Raw genomic sequence first — 18,036 nt, forward strand, 5'->3', positions numbered from 1 at the left:
GTCTGGCGTCCCCACGGGGATTCGAACCCCGGTACTCACCGTGAAAGGGTGATGTCCTAGGCCTCTAGACGATGGGGACCTAAAACTGGTGCTGCATATTACCAACTGCGTGTTGCCCGATGCTGCTGACTGCAACGCAAAACATCACAACACTGTCGCAACCTTCGCACACCGTCACAACGACGATTCTGCGATCCTACTTTACAACCAAACCATTGCGCGCACAAATGTGGCGTCACAATAGAAAAACCGGAGCACCTCTCCGCGCAAGCGCGTTGGTCTACCCCGGTTTAAACTGGCGTCCCCACGGGGATTCGAACCCCGGTACTCACCGTGAAAGGGTGATGTCCTAGGCCTCTAGACGATGGGGACCTAAAACTGTTTTGCTCTGACGAGCGCACTGCAACTACATGATGCTGCTGACTTCGATGCGCCGCCGCTGGCGCGGCACATCTGCCAAATTCTTGGCGTCCCCACGGGGATTCGAACCCCGGTACTCACCGTGAAAGGGTGATGTCCTAGGCCTCTAGACGATGGGGACCCTGGACTTGCTGAAACTTTTACTGCGCTTGCGTTACTACTACTGCGGTACTGCCGAATGTCGTTTTCTTTTACGTGGTGGAGGTAAGCGGGATCGAACCGCTGACCTCTTGCATGCCATGCAAGCGCTCTCCCAGCTGAGCTATACCCCCCACGGGAAAACAACATTTTACTACACTGCACCTGCTTCGACCAGTAGCGCATGCTGCTTGCATACTGTGTCGGGTCATTCTAACCAGCAAGCTGGCGTCCCCACGGGGATTCGAACCCCGGTACTCACCGTGAAAGGGTGATGTCCTAGGCCTCTAGACGATGGGGACCATGAACAACCGATACTGCATTACTGCTTTGCTGCCGGCTACGCAGCGTCACATTACAACTGAGGCAAAACCACTGCCACACTTCAGAGTTGGTGGAGGTAAGCGGGATCGAACCGCTGACCTCTTGCATGCCATGCAAGCGCTCTCCCAGCTGAGCTATACCCCCGCAGCGCTGAAGTGCGAGCATTATATAGGACACCCTTGCATTTCGCAAACAACGTTTTGAGACGTCGAAGCGGGGTGTCCCATGCGGGCTGTTACAGCCCCTTCTGCACACGCGCCAGGACGACGTCGCGGCCAAACAACTCCAGCACCACATCGATCGCCGGGGTCTGCAATTGCCCCGTCAACAGCAGGCGCAGCGGCATGGCCAGTTGCGGCATCTTGAGGCTGTGGGCGGCCAGTACTTCCTTGATCATCGCTGCCAGCGACGCCTTGTCCCACGCCACCGTGGCGCAGCGCTCGGCAAACAGCGCCAGCGCCCCACGCACGGCTTCGGTCAGGTGCAGCGCCAGTTGCTCGGCATCCGGCTGCGGATCGCGGTAGAACAGCATCGCGGCGTCGGCCAGCTCGTTGATCGTGTTCGCGCGTTCCTTCATCAGGCCCAGCACGGTTGGCAGCGCCGGTGCGCCATCGAAGCGTGCGCCGTCGCGTTCGAGCTTCGGCAATGCCAGTGCGGCCAACCGCTCGTTGTCTGCCGCCTTGATATAGTGGTTGTTCAGCCAGTTCAGCTTTTCCGGATTGAACTGGGCCGCCGATGCGGTCAGGTGCTCCAGGTTGAACCACTCGGTGAACTGCGCCATCGAGAACACTTCATCGTCGCCGTGGCTCCAACCCAGGCGCGCCAGGTAATTGAGCATTGCTTCGGGCAGATAGCCCTGCTCCGGATAATCCATGACGCTCACGGCGCCGTGGCGCTTGGACAGCTTCGCGCCATCGGTGCCGAGAATCATCGGCAGGTGGCCGTACAGCGGCAGTTCGGCGCCGAGCGCGCGCAGGATGTTGATCTGGCGTGGCGTGTTGTTGACGTGATCGTCGCCGCGCAGCACGTGCGTGATCTTCATGTCCCAGTCGTCAACTGCGACGCAGAAGTTATAGGTCGGCGTGCCGTCCGGGCGCGCAATGACCAGGTCGTCGAGTTCCTTGTTGCCGATCGTGATCGTGCCCTTGACCACGTCTGTCCAGGTCACGTCGCCATCGAGCGGATTCTTGAATCGCACCACCGGCTTGACGCCTTCCGGCACCGCTGGCAGGACCTTGCCGTCTTCCGGGCGCCAGGTGCCGTCGTAGCGCGGCTTCTCGCCAGCTGCGCGCATGCGCTCGCGCATCGCCTCGACTTCGTCGGGCGACGAGTAGCACAGGTACGCAGTGCCGGCGTCGAGCATGCCGGCGACCACTTCGCGGTAGCGGTCCATGCGCTGCATCTGATAGAACGGGCCCTCGTCGTGCTCCAGGCCCAGCCACTTCATGCCGTCGAGGATGGCCTGCACGGCTTCCGGCGTCGAGCGTTCGAGGTCGGTGTCTTCGATGCGCAGGATGAAGGTGCCGCCGAAGTGGCGGGCGTAGGCCCACGAATACAGCGCGGTGCGCGCGCCACCAACGTGGAGGTAGCCGGTCGGGCTGGGAGCAAAACGGGTGCGGACAGTCATGGCGGAAAGCAATCAGGTAAAAGGCGTATTCTACCCCGACGTCCGGCCGGCCAGCATGCATCCCCACCGCCCCTCGCCTAGTCTGCCTGGCGGCGCACAACGGCGCGATGGGGCCATCGGCGGATGCAAGCGCAACGACCTGCCCCACATATGAGCGCGGTGGTGGCGCCACAGGCAGCGCCTGAACAGGCACGCACAACGCCGCCGCCCGCCCACACGACATCGGCCTGCAAAATGAACAAAGCCCCCGCACAACAGCGTTGCGCAGGGGCTTTGTGAAGCGAGTCCGGACACCAGGCCCGGCCAGGCTCGAGATCAGTCGTTCCTGACGACGATGCTCGGGAACTTGCTGCTCATGTCCTTGGCCTTGTCGGCGATCTTGATCGCGACCTTGCGGGCGATCTGCTTGTAGACCGCGGCAACGGCGCCATCCGGATCGGCGACGACGGTCGGACGACCGGCATCGGCCTGCTCGCGGATCGACATCGTCAGCGGCAGCGCGCCGAGGAATTCGATGCCGAAATCGGCGCACATCTTTTCACCGCCGCCGTGACCGAAGATCGCTTCGGTGTGGCCGCAGTTGGTGCAGGTGTGGGTGCTCATGTTTTCGACCACGCCCAGGATCGGGATCCCGACTTTTTCGAACATCTTGAGGCCCTTGCGCGCGTCGAGCAAGGCGATGTCCTGTGGCGTGGTGACGATCACGGCGCCCGTGACCGGCACTTTCTGCGACAGCGTCAGCTGGATGTCGCCCGTGCCTGGCGGCATGTCGACGATCAGGTAGTCGAGGTCGCGCCAGTTGGTCTGTTCGAGCAGTTGCTGCAGCGCGCCGCTGGCCATCGGACCGCGCCACACCATCGGCTCGTCCGGGTCGATCATGAAGCCGACCGACGACACCTGGATGCCGTGGTTTTCCAGCGGCTCCATGCTCTTGCCGTCGTTGGTCAGCGGGCGACCGCTCACGCCCAGCATCATCGGCTGCGACGGACCATAGATGTCCGCATCCAGGATGCCGACGCTGGCGCCTTCGGCGTGCAGCGCCAGCGCCAGGTTCACGGCCGTCGTCGATTTGCCGACACCGCCCTTGCCGGAGGCAACGGCGATGATGTTCTTCACGTTTGGCATCACCTTCATGCCGCGCTGGACCGTGTGCGAGACGATCTTGCTGTAGGCGCGGATGGCCACGCCTTCGACGCCTGGCAGGGCCAGCACGGCGCTGGCCGCCATCTGGCGCAGCATCTCGACCTGGCTGGCGGCCGGGTAGCCCAGTTCCAGCTCGAACGTGACCTGGCCATTGTCGATATTGATGTTCTTGATCGACTTGGTGGTGATGAAATCCTTGGTGGTATTGGGGTCGATCACGCTCGCCAATGCCGTCTTGATATCGCTTTCAGTGATGCTCATGGTGCTCTCCGGGTGTTCTCCGATTGATATTGGGGCGAAGTGTAGCGCAAAACGGCAGGGCAGCCAGCCTGTTGGTCGTAAACCACGGGGAATACCCCCTGCGCGCACAGGGCCATCCGCTGTTAAAATGCTTCTTTTCATATAACCGAAGCGTTTCAACCATGACCCGCAAGCTGTTCGTCACCACCGCACTGCCCTACGCCAATGCTGCCTTCCATATCGGCCACATGATGGAATACATCCAGGCCGACATCTGGGTCCGCTTCCAGCGAATGCAGCGCGAAGGCAATGCGCAGGGCGGCCAGAAACGCGAAGTGCATTTCGTCTGCGCCGACGATACGCACGGCACGCCGATCATGATCGCGGCCGAAAAAGACAACATCACGCCACAGGAATTCGTGGCCAAGATCGCCGCCGGCCGTGCGCAATATCTCGATGGCTTCCATATCGCCTTCGATAACTGGTATTCCACCGATTCGCCCGAAAACGTCGAACTCTCGCAAGGCATCTACCGCAAGCTGCGCGATGCCGGCCTGATCGTCACCAAGACCGTCGACCGCTTCTACGATCCGGTCAAGGGCATGTTCCTGGCCGACCGCAACATCAAGGGCGAGTGCCCGGTCTGCCACGCCAAGGACCAGTACGGCGACAACTGCGAAGTCTGCGGCGCTGCCTACCAGCCAACCGAACTGATCAACCCGTTCTCGGTGTTTACCGGCTCCACGCCCGTGCTCAAGCCGTCGGAGCAGTACTTCTTCAAGCTGTCCGACCCGCGCTGCTTCGCGTTCCTCAAACAGTGGCTCAACACCCCGGGCCGCCTGCAGCCGGAAATGGTCAACAAGGTGTCCGAGTGGCTGGGCGAATCCGGTGAAAAGCTGGCCGACTGGGATATTTCGCGCGATGCGCCCTACTTCGGCATCCCGATTCCCGATGCGCCGGGCAAGTTCTTCTATGTATGGCTGGACGCGCCGGTCGGCTACCTGGCCAGCCTGAAAAACTACTTCGACAAGCAGGGCCTGGATGTCGAGACGTTCCTGAACGACCCGGCCGCCGAGCAATTGCACTTCATCGGCAAAGATATTGTCTCGTTCCACCTGCTGTTCTGGCCTGCGATGCTCAATTTCTCGGGCCACCCGATCATCGACAACCTGAAGGTCGCCGTCCACGGCCACTTGACGGTGAACAATGAAAAAATGTCCAAGTCGCGCGGCACCGGCATCTCGCCGCTGCGCTATCTGGAACTGGGCATGAATCCGGAGTGGCTGCGCTACTACCTGGCCTTCAAGCTCAACGCCAAGGTGGAAGACCTGGACTTCAACGGCGACGACTTCGTGGCCCGCGTCAACAGCGACCTGATCGGCAAGTACGTGAATATCGCCAGCCGCTGTGCCGGCTTCATTGCCAAGCGCTTCGACGGCAAGCTGGCCGACAGCGTCTCGCCGCTGGGCCGCGACTGGATCTGCAAGGCACTGATGCACGACGGCGCCGAGCGCCAGGCATCGGTGGCCGCCAGCTTCGAAGCGCGCGAATACGGCCGCGCACTGCGCGAAATCATGGAGATCGCCGACGTCATCAATCAGTACGTCGACGAGCACAAGCCATGGATCCTGGCCAAGGACGACACCAAAACGGCCGAACTGCATGACGTCTGCACGACCGCGCTGATCCTGTTCCGCCAACTGACGATCATGCTACAACCGGTGCTGCCGCAAGTTGCCGCGCGCGTCGCCGAATTCCTGGGCGACGCTGAACTGAGCTGGGCTGACACCCATGGCGCCGCCGTCTACGAATCGATGCTCGGCCGCACCATCGGCACCTACACGCACCTGATGCAGCGCGTCGATGCCAAGATGGTCGAGAACCTGTTCGACAAGCCGGTCTTGGCAGCACCTGCTCCGGCGGTCGCCGCCGCGGCTACTGCTACCCCGGCGGCAGCGCCGACGACCGATGCCAGCGAAGGCGACGGCGAAAGCGACATCGAAGCCCTGGCCCCGACCATCACAATCGATGACTTCGCCAAGATCGACCTGCGCGTGGCAAAGATCGTCAACTGCGAACACGTCGAAGGGTCGACCAAGCTGCTGCGCCTGACGCTGGACGTGGGCGAAGGCCGTCACCGCAATGTGTTCTCGGGCATCAAGTCGGCGTACCAGCCGGAAGACCTGATCGGCAAGCTGACGGTGCTGGTGGCCAACCTGGCCCCGCGCAAGATGAAGTTCGGCATGTCCGAAGGCATGGTGCTGTGCGCATCAAGCGCTGACGAGAAAACCAATCCGGGCCTGTACCTGCTCGACCCGATGCCGGGCGCGACGCCAGGCATGCGCATCCGCTGATGCTTCACGCCGGCGCCTGGTCTGGCGTGCCACGATGATGTGGCCGCCAGGCCAGTCGCCGGACGGTCCCGGACGCCATTTCCGGGCCCAGTACCGGGTGTACAATGCCATGTTTAAACTATGACAAGACGCCCTACAAACTCTTTTGATAGGTAGCCAAGAACCATGACCGATTTGACTCCCCTGCGCCATATCCCGACCGCCAACGTGTTCCGCAAAGGCGACGTGTTCGTCCTGTTCGGTGAACTGTTCGGCCGCGGCTACGTGAATGGCCTGATCGACGAAGCGCGCGCCGCTGGCATGACGATCGTCGGCATCACCGTGGGCCGCCGCGACGAGACCGGCGCACTGCGCCCGCTGGACGCCGCTGAACTGGCCGAAGCCGAAGAAAAACTGGGCGGCCGCATCATCAATGTGCCGCTGATGGCCGGCTTCGACATGGATGCACCGGAGGGCGAAAAGAACCCGACCGAAATGCTGTCCGGCATCACGCTGAAAACCTGGCAAGAAGAAACGCTGGACTGGGAACACATCGAGCGTTGCCGCGAAGCCGGCGTGCGCCGCTTCACGACCTCGGCCGCGCAGGTCATGCAGGAGATCGACAAGCTGGTGCCACAGGGCGCGAATGTGTTCTTCGCCCACACGATGGCGGGCGGCATCCCGAAGATCAAGGCCTTCCTGGCCATTGCCAATCGCATCTACAAAGGCCGCGGCGAGCGCTTCATGTCCTCACGCGCCCTGCTCGAGAGCGATCTGGGCAAATTGATTTTGATGAACTTCGACGAAGTTTCGGCCAACACGCTCAAGTACCTGATCGACGCGTCGGCCACGATCCGCGACCGCGTGACCCAGGCTGGCGGCGAAGTGCGCTACACGGCCTATGGCTACCATGGCACCGAAATCCTGATCGGCGGCGACTACCACTGGCAGACCTACACCAACTACACGCAGGGCTATGCCAAGATGCGCCTGGAGTCGGTGGCCGAAGCAGCGTGGAAGAACGGCATCACTGCCACCGTGTTCAACTGCCCGGAAATCCGCACGAATTCGTCCGACATCTTTGTCGGCGTGGAACTGTCGCTGTTCCCGTTGCTGGTCGCGCTCAAGCGCGAAGGCGGCGGCACCTGGGCTGATGAGCAGTGGCGTATCTGCGAAGAATTGCTGGGCGACGACACATCGCTGCAGCAATTGCTCGACACCATCGAGGGCTACAACAACGACGCCACCAGCGCCGAGTTCCGCAATTTCGAGGCCTGGCCGATGGACAACACGCCGGCCCTGGCCGATGTGATGATCGGCACCTCGGAAGCGATCACGGCCCTGCACAAGGACAAGAAAGCGCTGATCACCGATCACCTGTCGAGCCTGGTGCTGGAAGGCGCCGGCCCGCTGATGTTCCATGGCGCGTCGGAAAAGATCGCCCCGGTTGTGTGGCTGAACCACGACATCATCGCGCGCCAGCTGAACGCGCTGCACAAGTAAGCGCAACATCGTCATACTTGACGCGACTGGCGCGGGGCGCAGGAATCTGCCCCGCTGCCATTGTCGTCAAGCCGCTGTTCCATTGCATCCACGAAGCCAATCATGATCTTCTCGAAAAAACACGTGAACTACGAATCCGAGCATACCAAGTTCATCTCGGAACTGAAGAAACAGCATCCAGAGATGGATGCCGGCCAGGTGGCCGGTCGCGCGCTGCTGTGGGACAAGGCCCCCGTCTCGCTCGATGAGCAGGCACGCACTGAAGAGTCGCGCCTGCGCCAGCGAGCCTATCCGTACCAGAACAAGGTCTGAGACGGTCGCGCGCATGATGCCCGACGGGGCGGCTGACGGACACCAGGTGCCTGTCCAGCCCGCCAACGACACCCCGCATCCTGCGCCCGTCGACGCTACCCTGGCACGCCTGTACGGCGAACCGCTCACGCGCTTGCCGAATGACTTGTATATCCCGCCCGATGCGCTCGAGATCTTTCTCGACGCATTTGAAGGACCGCTCGATCTGCTGCTGTACCTGATCCGGCGGCAAAACTTCAATATTCTCGACATCCCGATGGCGCAGGTCACCCTGCAATACCTCGTGTATGTCGAACAGATCCGCAAGAGCAATCTCGAGCTGGCGGCGGAATACCTGCTGATGGCGGCAATGCTGATCGAAATCAAGTCGCGCATGTTGCTGCCCAAGCGCCAGGACGACTTGATCGAAGACGCAGGCGACCCGCGCGCCGAGCTGGTGCGCCGTCTGCTGGACTATGAGCAGATCAAGACCGCCGCCGTCGCTCTGGGCAATGTACCGCAGGAAGGCCGCGACTTTGTCCGGCCCGAGCTGTTCGTCGAACAGGGCCTGGTACAGCCGCTGCCCGATGTCGACCCGTGGGATCTGCAACGCGCCTGGCTCGATGTACTGCGCCGCGCCAAGCTGACCCAGCATCACCGGATCGGGCGCCAGGAACTGTCGGTGCGCGAGCACATGTCGGCCATCCTGCGTACGCTGCAGTCGCAGCGCTTCGTCGAGTTCGGCGACCTGTTCGCGGGCCAGCACACGGTGCCGATTGTCGTCGTGCACTTCGTGGCGATGCTCGAACTTGCCAAAGAAACCTTGATTGAAATTACCCAGGCCGAACCGTTTGCACCGATCTACGTGCGACTGGCCTATTCGCCGGCATAACGCCGGCTTCTTCTGACCCGATCCATCATGAAAATCATCTCTTCCATCGACGAACTGCGCGACCAGCTCAGCGGCCAACTGCGCACGGCCTTCGTGCCGACGATGGGCAATCTGCACGAAGGCCACCTGTCGCTGATGCGCCTGGCGCGCCGCCATGGCGACCCGGTCGTCGCGTCGATCTTCGTCAACCGCCTGCAATTCGGCCCCAACGAAGACTTTGACAAGTATCCGCGCACATTCCACGAAGACGTGGCCAAGCTGGAAAAAGAAGGCGTCTACGTGCTGTTCGCGCCGACCGAGAAGGATCTGTACCCGGAGCCGCAAGAGTACCGTGTGCGCCCGCCTGACGGCCTGGGCAGCACGCTGGAAGGCGAATTCCGCCCCGGCTTCTTCGAAGGTGTCTGCACCGTGGTCACCAAGCTGTTCTCGTGCGTGCAGCCGCGCGTGGCCGTGTTCGGCAAAAAGGATTATCAGCAGCTGATGATCGTGCGGAACATGGCACGCCAGTTCGCCATGCCAACCCAGATCATCGGCGCCGAAACGTACCGCGCCGAAGATGGCCTGGCGCTGTCGTCGCGCAATGGGTATCTGACGGCGACCGAGCGGGCTGAAGCGCCGACCCTGTACCAGAACCTGAATGCAGTGGCCGACAGTGTGCGTGGCGGCGAGCGCGATATCGCGCAAGTCGAAGCGCGCGCAATGGCGGCGCTGGCCGAGCGTGGCTGGAAGCCCGACTATATCTCGGTGCGCAAGCGCGGCGACCTGCAGGCGCCGGACGCGGCCGACCTGACGAATGGCGCGCCGCTGGTCGTGCTTGCCGCAGCCAAGCTGGGCAACACGCGCCTGATAGACAATCTGGAAATCTGATCGTTTGGGCCGCGCCGCGGGCCTCATCAGCCGGCCGGGCAGCCCTGGCGCACCAGCGCTGCTTTCAACTCCCGCTTGAACCCGGTGTAATCGACGGCTTTCTGCACATAGTCGTCGACCCCCAGCGCCTGGGCACGCTCACGGTCGGCCGCAAGGCCGGAGCCCGACACGACGATGACGGGCATTCCGGCGAGGGACTCGGCGCGCAGGCGCGCCAGCAGCTCGAACCCGTCGACCTGCGGCATCTTGATGTCGAGAAGCAGCAGATCGAAGCGCTGCTCGCGCATGATCTCGAACGCTTCTGCGCCATCGCTTGCCACGACCAGCTGGTGGTCGAATGCGAACTCTTGCAGGGCCAATCGCGTCAGCATGACATCGATGCCCAGATCGTCGACCAGGAGAATATTTTTCATCCGGCATGCTAGCAGAGCCGCCAAACGGACGCCGCCACGTATGCACAGGGGGCGACAGACTAGCCGTCCAGCCCCACGCTCTGCGCCCATGCCAGCGCCGACAGATGCGCCTCATTGACGTCGGACGGACTCAGCCCCAGCGTTGCCGCCAGCGACGCCACCAGGTTCGAATTGAGCTCGCACGCTTCGGCCAGCGCCAGATACGGCCCGTAACTGCCTTCGCGCTTCGTCAGTGCCTTGACGACTTCGTCGGGCAACTGGATTGCGTCGAGCACTTCCTGCATCGACAGGCCCAGCAGCCGGTCGAGCAGCGAGAACATGCCTGCGACGAACAGGTGTTCGCCGGCGCCCCGGCCCAGGGCTTTTTGTCCCAGCAATTCAGCCAGGCGACCGCGCACGACGGCCGTTTCCATCAGCACCGGCGAATAGCCGCTGGCACTGGCCGTGGCCAGCAACAGCACCAGCCAGCGGTACAACGGTGCATAACCGAGCAGCGAGATGGCCTGGCGCAGCGACTGGACCTCACGCCCTGCCCCAAAGCCAGCGGTATTGATGTAGCGCAGCAGCTTGTAGGTCAGCGCCGGATCGCGTTTGAGCACGCTTTCGAGGCGCCCCACGTCGTCATTGGCCTGCACCATCTGCATCAGTTGCAGGATGATTTGCTGGCTCGGGTTCATGCCCTTGACGGGATTGCCGGGCCGTGGGGTCAGGTGCAGCTTGCCGACAAAGGCATCCAGGCCAAGTGCGGCGCAGGCGTCGAAGTCGGCCCACGTGCCCACCGGCCGCCCCACCATGCGCAGCGACGAATGCTTGGCGCTCGCATAAGTACGGGCCTGATCGGCCACGTCGCCCCCGGTGAAGCGCACTTCGACGTAGGAGGCGTACGGCGCCAGATTGCGCCCCAGCAGCGTGAGGTCGCAGCCGCGGATGGCCACACCCACGCCACCGGCGCGCACGGCCTGCACGGCCGAGCGCACGTCGACGTCGGTCAACTGGCGGATATCGAAGGCGAGGACGGTACGTTCCGGCGGCAGCGCATGGAGCGCGTCGGTCGACAGCATGGCCGGCACGGCGTCCAAGAACAGGATCTTGTCGCGCAGCAGCCAACCCTGGTCGACATGGTTGACGTGCTCGGCGACAAAGCCGACCAGCCCCTCGAGATCGAGGCCGGTGGGGACACGGCCGTCGTGCTGTTGCCACGACAGCTCGTAACCGAGAACGCGCTGCCGGGGATCGAGCAGCGGTTCACGGACAATGAAGTTGGTGCGATGCATGGAGGCGCCGTTTTAAATTGCTCGGCGCAAGCTCAAAACCCGAGACTGTCGAGCAGGTCGTCGACCTGCCCCTGGTTTGCCACAACTTCGGTACCTGTCGGCTTGATTTGCGGACCGTTCATCAGGCCATTGTCCAGTTCGCGCTTGATCTCGCTTGGTGCGAAATCGATCAGGACCTGAACCAGCTGCTTTTCGAGGTTCTGGGCAATGCCCGTGATGCGGCCGATGACCTGGCCCGTGAGATCCTGGAAGTCCTGGGCCATCATGATGCTCATCAGCTCGCTGCGGGTGGCAACCGCCCCTGCACGCGACTCGTCCAGACCGGCAATCGTGCGCTGCGCCATCGCGCGCCACTGCGCATCCGTTGCCTCGGTTGCAGGCGCATCGAGCAGCGCCTGCCAACCTGCCTTGAGGTCGGTCGAACGCGTTTCGATGGCATCCTGCAGCGGACCGGCCGCGTCGGTGGCGTCCAGCACCTTCTTGGCGGCCTGTTCGGACAGATGCGCCACGTAGTCGAGCCGGTCGCGCGCATCGGGGATGTCGCTGGCAGCCTTCTCGATCAGCTTGTCGAGGCCCAGGCCGCGCAGATTCTCGTGCAGCGCGCGGGTCATGTGACCGACCCGGCTCAGCACCTCATCGTGCGACGACGCGCCGGCAACAGGCGCGGTGTTCTGCTCAACCATTTCAGGCTCCGGCTTTGTCCAGTTTCTCGAAAATCTTGTTGAGCTTTTCGTCCAGCGTCGCCGCCGTGAATGGCTTGACGACATAGCCGCTGGCGCCTGCCTGTGCTGCAGCGATGATGTTTTCCTTCTTCGCTTCGGCGGTCACCATCAGCACCGGCAGCTTGGCCAGTGCAGGATCGGCGCGAATGTGCTGCAGCATCGTCAGACCGTCCATGTTCGGCATATTCCAGTCCGACACGACGAAGTCGAACGATTCACTGCGCAGTTTTGCCAGCGCCATGACGCCATCTTCTGCTTCGTCGACGTTGGCATAACCCAGTTCTTTCAACAGATTCCGGACGATGCGTCGCATCGTCGAGAAATCGTCAACAACCAGAAAACGCATCTTTGGATCAGCCATGAATTACTCCGTTTGAATCTACTAATTTGGTTTGTTGGGTAAGCTACTTTTACAGACGCAAGAATAGCATTTTTGTTGCTCTGCGGCGATAAAATAGCCCACAAAGCATGGAAGGATGATGAATTCAGTTCAAACGCGCAACGCCCGGCTGCCTTGGGCGGCCAGATGGTCGAGTACGAGGCGCGGTAAAGCCTGCAATGGACCGACTTCGTGGGCTGCGCCGATGGCAATCGCTTCACGCGGCATACCAAACACGACACAGCTCGCTTCGTCCTGCGCGAAGTTGTGGGCGCCGGCTTCGCGCATCTCGAGCATGCCCGCCGCGCCGTCCTTGCCCATCCCGGTCAGGATAACACCAACGGCGTTTTTACCGGCCGCCTGCGCAGCGGAACGAAACAACACATCGACCGATGGCCGGTGACGATTCACGGGCGGACTTTGCTCGATACGCGTCATGTAATTCGCGCCGGAGCGCACCAGCAACAGGTGCGAGTGACCGGGCGCGATGTATGCGTGACCGGGCAGCACCCGCTCGTTGCCGGCCGACTCGACCACGCTGATCTTGCACAGCGAATCGAGGCGCTTGGCAAATGAGGTGGTAAAGCCTTCCGGCATGTGCTGGGCAATCAGGATGCCCGGGCAATCGGACGGCATCTGCATCAAGAATTCGCGGATCGCTTCGGTGCCGCCGGTCGAGGCGCCGATGATGATCAGTTTTTCGGAAGAAATAAGAGGACTCCTCAGCGCCGACAGCTGCGTGCTGGCTACCTGGGGCGTACGGCTGCGCGGCGCGATACGCGCCCGTGCCGCGCCGCGGATCTTGTCGGCGATCATGTCGGCATACTCGCGCATGCCGCTCTGGATCGATATCTTGGGCTTGGTGACGAAGTCGACTGCGCCAAGTTCCAGCGCGCGCATCGTGATTTCCGAACCGCGCTCGGTCAGCGACGACACCATCAGCACCGGCATCGGGCGCAGGCGCATCAGTTTTTCGAGAAAGTCGAGGCCATCCATCTTGGGCATCTCGACGTCGAGCGTCAGCACGTCCGGATTGTGTTTCTTGATCAGCTCGCGCGCGACAAGGGGGTCGGGCGCCGTGGCCACCACTTCCATATCGGGTTGCGAATTGACGATCTCGCTCATCACGCTGCGGATCAATGCCGAGTCGTCGACGATCAGGACCTTGATTTTCATGGTGTCTCCGTGGTTGCTCAGAACAGGTCGATCGCGCCGCCGACGGGTTCGACCTTGAGTCGCTTGGCGTAATCGAGTTCGCGCTTGGCCAGCGTATCGTTATGGGTCTGCATCAGCTTCTTGACCAGCACCTTGCCCGTGCGCGGGAAGAAAAACACCTTGCGCGGGTAGATGTCATTCAGGTCTTCGGCCAATACCGGAATCCGTTCGGTCTTCAAAAACTGCATCACGAACGCGGCATTGCGCTCGCCGACATTCATCGCGGTAAAGCCGCGCAGCACGGCGCCGCCGCCAAACACCTTCGCTTCGAGGTGTTCACGGCGCGCGCCGGCCTTGAGCAGATCGTTGATCAGGATTTCCATGGCGAACGTGCCGTAGCGCATCGAAGCCGATACCGGATTGTTGGGCTCGGCCGCGCCGTCGGGCAGCATGAAATGGTTCATGCCACCCAGGCCCGTGACGCGGTCGCGGATGCAGGCCGACACGCACGAGCCGAGCACGGTCGAGATCAGCATGTTCTCTTTGGTATAAAAATACTCGCCGGGCAGGATCTTGGCGGCATCGATCGCGAACGTGCGGTCGTGGTACAGATTGGTTGCGAATTGGCTGTTCATGGTCGCCCTTCGTTCTTACGCCGTGCGCGCGTCGAGTTCGTACACAGTCTTGCCGCGCAGGCGCAGGGAATCGGACACGTACAGGAAGTTTTCGGAGTGGCCGGCAAACAGCAGGCCGTGGCCCTTCATCAGCGGCACGAAGCGGCTCAGGATGGTGCGCTGGGTCGGCTTGTCGAAATAGATCATCACGTTGCGGCAAAAGATCGCGTCAAACTGCCCATCCAGCGGCCAGCCATCGGCCAGCAGGTTGAGCGGCTTGAACGTCACGAGCGAGCGCAGCTCGGGGCGGATGCGCACCATGCCTTCGTGGGCGCCCTTGCCACGCAAGAAGAAGCGGCGCAGGCGTTCCGGCGACACCTTCTCGATGCGCTCCATCGGGTATACGCCGTTGGAGGCCGTGGCCAGCACATTGGTGTCGATGTCGGTGGCGATGATCTCGACTTTGGGCGTGAGCGTGTTGAACGCTTCGCAGGCCGTCATCGCAATCGAATACGGCTCTTCGCCGGTGGACGCGGCCGAGCACCAGATGCGCAGCGGGCGCGGATCCTTCTTGTGCAGCGCCACCAGATGATCGAGCAGCAGCGGGAAGTGATGCGCCTCGCGGAAGAACGACGTCAGGTTGGTGGTCAGCGCGTTGGTAAACGACTCCCACTCGCGGTCCATGCGCCCTGCTTCGAGGTCGTCCAGGTAACGCGTGAACGACTGGATACCGGTCGCGCGCAGGCGCCGGGCCAGGCGGCTGTAGACCATCTCCTGCTTGCTGTCGGCCAGCGAGATGCCGGCGCGCTGGTGAATCAGCGCGCGCACCCGTTCGAAATCACGCCGGGTGAAATCGAACTCTTTATTGGTTTCTGTTTTCTGCTGCGGCACTGTGCGTGACTTTCTTGAATACGATGGCGGGCTCCATGAGCCGGCCGGATGGTTGTGCTTGGTGCCGACGCAGACGGTGGCTTACGCCGCCAGCTTGTCGATCAGGCCCATTTCGCTCGACGACATCAGCTTGTCGATGTCGACCAGGATCAGCATGCGCTCGTCAACGGTGCCCAGGCCAATCATGTAGTCCGAATTGAAGGCGCTGCCCATTTCCGGGGCCGGCTTGATCTGGTCTGGCGTGAGCGTGGTGACGTCCGACACGCTGTCGACCACCATGCCCATGATGCGGCCACCAATGTTCAGGATGATCACGACCGTGAACTGGTCGTACACCGGCGTGCCCAGCTTGAACTTGATGCGCATGTCGACCACGGGAATGATGATGCCGCGCAGATTGATCACGCCCTTGATGAATTCGGGGGCGTTGGCGATGCGGGTCACGGCTTCGTAGCCGCGGATTTCCTGCACCTTCAGGATGTCGATGCCGTATTCTTCCGAACCCAGGGTGAAGGCAAGGAATTCGCTGCCGGCGCCGTCGTGCGCGGTGCCGTCGGTCGAGAGGGTGTTTGCCAGGTTGGACATGGTATTCCTTTGTTTGCAGTGAAAATAAAAATTTATTGAACGACGGGATCGTCGGCCAGCTGGCGCGACGAGCGCACCAGCGCTGCCACGTCGAGAATCAGGGCGACACCACCGTCGCCCATGATGGTTGCGCCGGAAATCCCGGCCACTTTACGGTAATTCGCTTCCAGGTTCTTGACCACCACCTGCTGCTGCCCGACCAGTTCGTCCACGAACAGCGCGGCCTTCTTGCCCTCGGTTTCGAGGATCACGACGATGCCGTCGGACGGGTCGCGGTGCACCGGTTCGATATCGAACATCTGGTACAGCGGGATCATCGGCAGGTATTCGCCGCGCACTTTCAGCACGCGCCCGCGACCGGCGATCTCGCGCACGTCCTGCGGCGTCGGCTGCAGCGATTCGACGACGAACGACAGCGGCAAAATATAGATTTCTTCGCCGCTGCGGATCGACATGCCGTCCAGGATCGCCAGCGTCAGCGGCAGCGAAATCGAGATCGTCGTGCCGAAACCGGCTGCCGAGCGGATGTCCACCGTGCCGCCCATCGCGGTGATATTGCGCTTGACGACATCCATGCCCACGCCGCGGCCCGACACGTCGGTCACGGTATCGGCGGTCGAGAAGCCCGGTGCGAAAATCAGTTGCCAGACTTCGGCGTCGGTCATCGTGTCGGATACTGCCAGCCCGTTCTGGGCCGCCTTGGCCAGGATTTTTTCGCGGTTCAGGCCGGCGCCGTCGTCGGCCACTTCGATGACGATATGCCCGCCCTGGTGCCCGGCCGACAGGAACAGGCGCCCTGCTTCACTCTTGCCCGCAGCAATACGCGCGGCCGGCATCTCGACGCCATGGTCAATGGAGTTGCGCACCAGGTGCGTCAGCGGATCGACGATCCGCTCGATCAGGCCTTTATCGAGTTCGGTGGCCGCGCCATTGGTGATGAAGTCGACCTTCTTGCCGAGCTTGCCAGCCAGGTCGCGCACCATGCGCGGGAAGCGCGAGAACACGAAGTCCATTGGCATCATGCGGATCGACATCACCGCCTCTTGCAGCTCGCGCGTGTTGCGGTCGAGCTGGCTGACCGACGACAGCAGGCGCTCGTGCAGGATCGGATCGAGCACGGCGCTGCGCTGCTCGAGCATCGCATTGGTGATGACGAGTTCGCCGATCAGGTTGATCAGCTGGTCGACTTTTTCAACCGACACGCGGATGGACGACGACTCGCCCTGAGCGTCCTTGCGCGCGGCTTTCTTTTCCAGTGCCAGCTCGGCAAGGTGCTCCACGACGTTCTGGGCCTGCGTGGCAAGCGCGACAACCGGTTCAGGCGCGCTCTCGACGATGCCGGCAGCAGCGCGGATCTGCTCGATCGGCTGGAAGAAGCCGTAGCCCAGTTCATCTTCGGACGGCTCGCCCGCGGCCGGCGCCACGTCGTCGTCCGGACCGAAGAAGCCGTAGCCCTGGTCGTCTTCGATCCGCTTGCGCTCGGCCGCTTCGATCAGGCGCTGCTCGGGCGTCAATGCCGGCGCTTCGAAGATTTTCAGGTCATCCGGATTGAGCACGAACGAGCAGATGGCGATGATGTCGTCCAGGCTTTCCAGCGTCGTGATGATGACAGCGGTGCGCCCGCCATCGAGCGGTGCGACCGAGATCCGGCCCATCAGGCCCAGCTCGTCGACCAGCGCATCGATGTCGCGCTGCGCCACTTGCGGCAGCTCGATCTTGTAGCGGTGCGCGCCTTCGGTGGGCACTTCAACGCGTGCCGGCGCCGACAGGTACGACGGTGCAACGACCGGCGCGACCGGCACGACGCCTTCGGCCAGATCGTGCAGCGCCATGCGTACATTGGCGACGACTTCCTGGTCGACCTGCTTGCCATGGCGATGGCCGTCGAGCTGCATCTTGAGCGCGTCCTTGGCTGCCAAAAACGCGTCCACGTGATTCGAGGTCAGCGCCATCTCGCCCTTGCGGATACGGTCGAGCAGCGACTCGAGCACGTGCGTGACGTCGCACATGTCGGTCAGGCCGAAGGTCGATGCGCCGCCCTTGACCGAGTGCGCGGTGCGGAAGATCGCGTTCAGATCTTCGGCGTCGGGCGCTGCCAGATCGACGCCCAGCAGCAGGCGCTCCATTTCGGCGAGCAGTTCTTCTGCTTCGTCGAAAAAGACCTGGTAAAACTGGCTGATGTCGATGCTCATGGGGATGTCCGCTCGTGGTTGCCTAAGCCAAAA

Annotated in this window: 16 protein-coding genes and 6 tRNA genes; 5 read left to right on the top strand and 17 right to left on the bottom strand. The window is 62.2% G+C overall.

Features of this window, described 5'->3' with window-relative positions; genetic code table 11:
• Window positions 1-3: 3 nt before the first annotated feature.
• The 8 genes from ACZ0AJ_RS11715 to apbC form a co-directional block, all read right to left on the bottom strand.
• Window positions 4-79 (bottom strand) — tRNA-Glu (locus ACZ0AJ_RS11715).
• Window positions 80-296: 217 nt separating this feature from the next.
• Window positions 297-372, bottom strand: a tRNA-Glu gene (locus ACZ0AJ_RS11720).
• Between the two features lie 93 nt (window positions 373-465).
• Window positions 466-541, bottom strand: a tRNA-Glu gene (locus tag ACZ0AJ_RS11725).
• A gap of 75 nt (window positions 542-616) precedes the next feature.
• Window positions 617-692, bottom strand: a tRNA-Ala gene (locus ACZ0AJ_RS11730).
• A gap of 92 nt (window positions 693-784) precedes the next feature.
• Window positions 785-860: transfer RNA gene (locus ACZ0AJ_RS11735), tRNA-Glu, on the bottom strand.
• 90 nt (window positions 861-950) lie between these two features.
• Window positions 951-1,026: transfer RNA gene (locus ACZ0AJ_RS11740), tRNA-Ala, on the bottom strand.
• A 91-nt stretch (window positions 1,027-1,117) separates the two neighbouring features.
• Entirely contained in the window at window positions 1,118-2,509 is a 1,392-nt protein-coding gene (gltX, locus tag ACZ0AJ_RS11745; protein WP_499454649.1) for a glutamate--tRNA ligase, read from the bottom strand.
• Window positions 2,510-2,824: 315 nt separating this feature from the next.
• Window positions 2,825-3,913: an iron-sulfur cluster carrier protein ApbC gene (gene apbC, locus ACZ0AJ_RS11750; protein WP_183558121.1), complete on the bottom strand. Its 1,089-nt coding sequence runs from the start codon at window positions 3,911-3,913 to the stop codon at window positions 2,825-2,827.
• Between the two features lie 161 nt (window positions 3,914-4,074).
• On the opposite strand from apbC, the gene metG reads away from it, so the two are divergent.
• The 5 genes from metG (at window position 4,075) to panC (ending at window position 9,778) form a co-directional block, all read left to right on the top strand.
• The gene (gene metG / locus ACZ0AJ_RS11755; RefSeq protein ID WP_499454650.1) at window positions 4,075-6,246 is read left to right on the top strand and encodes a methionine--tRNA ligase; all 2,172 of its coding nucleotides are present in this window, start codon (window positions 4,075-4,077) and stop codon (window positions 6,244-6,246) included.
• 165 nt (window positions 6,247-6,411) lie between these two features.
• Entirely contained in the window at window positions 6,412-7,728 is a 1,317-nt protein-coding gene (locus ACZ0AJ_RS11760; RefSeq protein WP_499454652.1) for an enoyl ACP reductase FabMG family protein, read from the top strand.
• A 102-nt stretch (window positions 7,729-7,830) separates the two neighbouring features.
• Complete coding sequence (locus ACZ0AJ_RS11765; RefSeq protein WP_183558098.1) at window positions 7,831-8,040, top strand: DUF3460 family protein; 210 nt, start codon at window positions 7,831-7,833, stop codon at window positions 8,038-8,040.
• A 13-nt stretch (window positions 8,041-8,053) separates the two neighbouring features.
• Window positions 8,054-8,911 carry a segregation and condensation protein A gene (locus ACZ0AJ_RS11770; protein ID WP_499454654.1) on the top strand — a complete coding sequence of 286 codons (858 nt, stop codon included), beginning with the start codon at window positions 8,054-8,056 and terminating at the stop codon, window positions 8,909-8,911.
• Window positions 8,912-8,938: 27 nt separating this feature from the next.
• Entirely contained in the window at window positions 8,939-9,778 is an 840-nt protein-coding gene (gene panC / locus ACZ0AJ_RS11775) for a pantoate--beta-alanine ligase (RefSeq protein ID WP_499454655.1), read from the top strand.
• 26 nt (window positions 9,779-9,804) lie between these two features.
• On the opposite strand, the gene ACZ0AJ_RS11780 is transcribed toward panC, so the two are convergent.
• From ACZ0AJ_RS11780 to cheA, 9 genes are all read right to left on the bottom strand, one after another.
• A complete protein-coding gene (locus ACZ0AJ_RS11780) occupies window positions 9,805-10,191 on the bottom strand; it encodes a response regulator (protein ID WP_499454657.1) in 387 nt (128 codons plus the stop codon).
• Window positions 10,192-10,250: 59 nt separating this feature from the next.
• Window positions 10,251-11,465, bottom strand: a complete 1,215-nt coding sequence (locus ACZ0AJ_RS11785) for an EAL and HDOD domain-containing protein (RefSeq protein ID WP_499454658.1) — start codon at window positions 11,463-11,465, stop codon at window positions 10,251-10,253.
• Between the two features lie 32 nt (window positions 11,466-11,497).
• Complete coding sequence (locus tag ACZ0AJ_RS11790) at window positions 11,498-12,148, bottom strand: protein phosphatase CheZ (RefSeq protein WP_499454659.1); 651 nt, start codon at window positions 12,146-12,148, stop codon at window positions 11,498-11,500.
• Between the two features lies 1 nt (window position 12,149).
• Window positions 12,150-12,548 (bottom strand): chemotaxis response regulator CheY, encoded by a 399-nt coding sequence (gene cheY, locus ACZ0AJ_RS11795; RefSeq protein WP_183558083.1) that lies wholly within the window; start codon window positions 12,546-12,548, stop codon window positions 12,150-12,152.
• A gap of 129 nt (window positions 12,549-12,677) precedes the next feature.
• Complete coding sequence (locus ACZ0AJ_RS11800) at window positions 12,678-13,742, bottom strand: protein-glutamate methylesterase/protein-glutamine glutaminase (protein ID WP_183558080.1); 1,065 nt, start codon at window positions 13,740-13,742, stop codon at window positions 12,678-12,680.
• Between the two features lie 17 nt (window positions 13,743-13,759).
• On the bottom strand, window positions 13,760-14,356 hold the full coding sequence (gene cheD, locus ACZ0AJ_RS11805; protein ID WP_183558077.1) for a chemoreceptor glutamine deamidase CheD: 597 nt from the start codon (window positions 14,354-14,356) through the stop codon (window positions 13,760-13,762).
• Between the two features lie 15 nt (window positions 14,357-14,371).
• Window positions 14,372-15,226, bottom strand: coding sequence for a CheR family methyltransferase (locus ACZ0AJ_RS11810; RefSeq protein ID WP_499454660.1), 855 nt, complete (start codon window positions 15,224-15,226; stop codon window positions 14,372-14,374).
• A gap of 81 nt (window positions 15,227-15,307) precedes the next feature.
• On the bottom strand, window positions 15,308-15,811 hold the full coding sequence (locus tag ACZ0AJ_RS11815) for a chemotaxis protein CheW (protein ID WP_183558070.1): 504 nt from the start codon (window positions 15,809-15,811) through the stop codon (window positions 15,308-15,310).
• A 32-nt stretch (window positions 15,812-15,843) separates the two neighbouring features.
• Window positions 15,844-18,003, bottom strand: a complete 2,160-nt coding sequence (gene cheA, locus ACZ0AJ_RS11820) for a chemotaxis protein CheA (RefSeq protein WP_499454662.1) — start codon at window positions 18,001-18,003, stop codon at window positions 15,844-15,846.
• Between the last annotated feature and the right edge of the window lie 33 nt (window positions 18,004-18,036).

The sequence above is a fragment of the Telluria sp. AC161 genome (genome assembly GCF_979258535.1).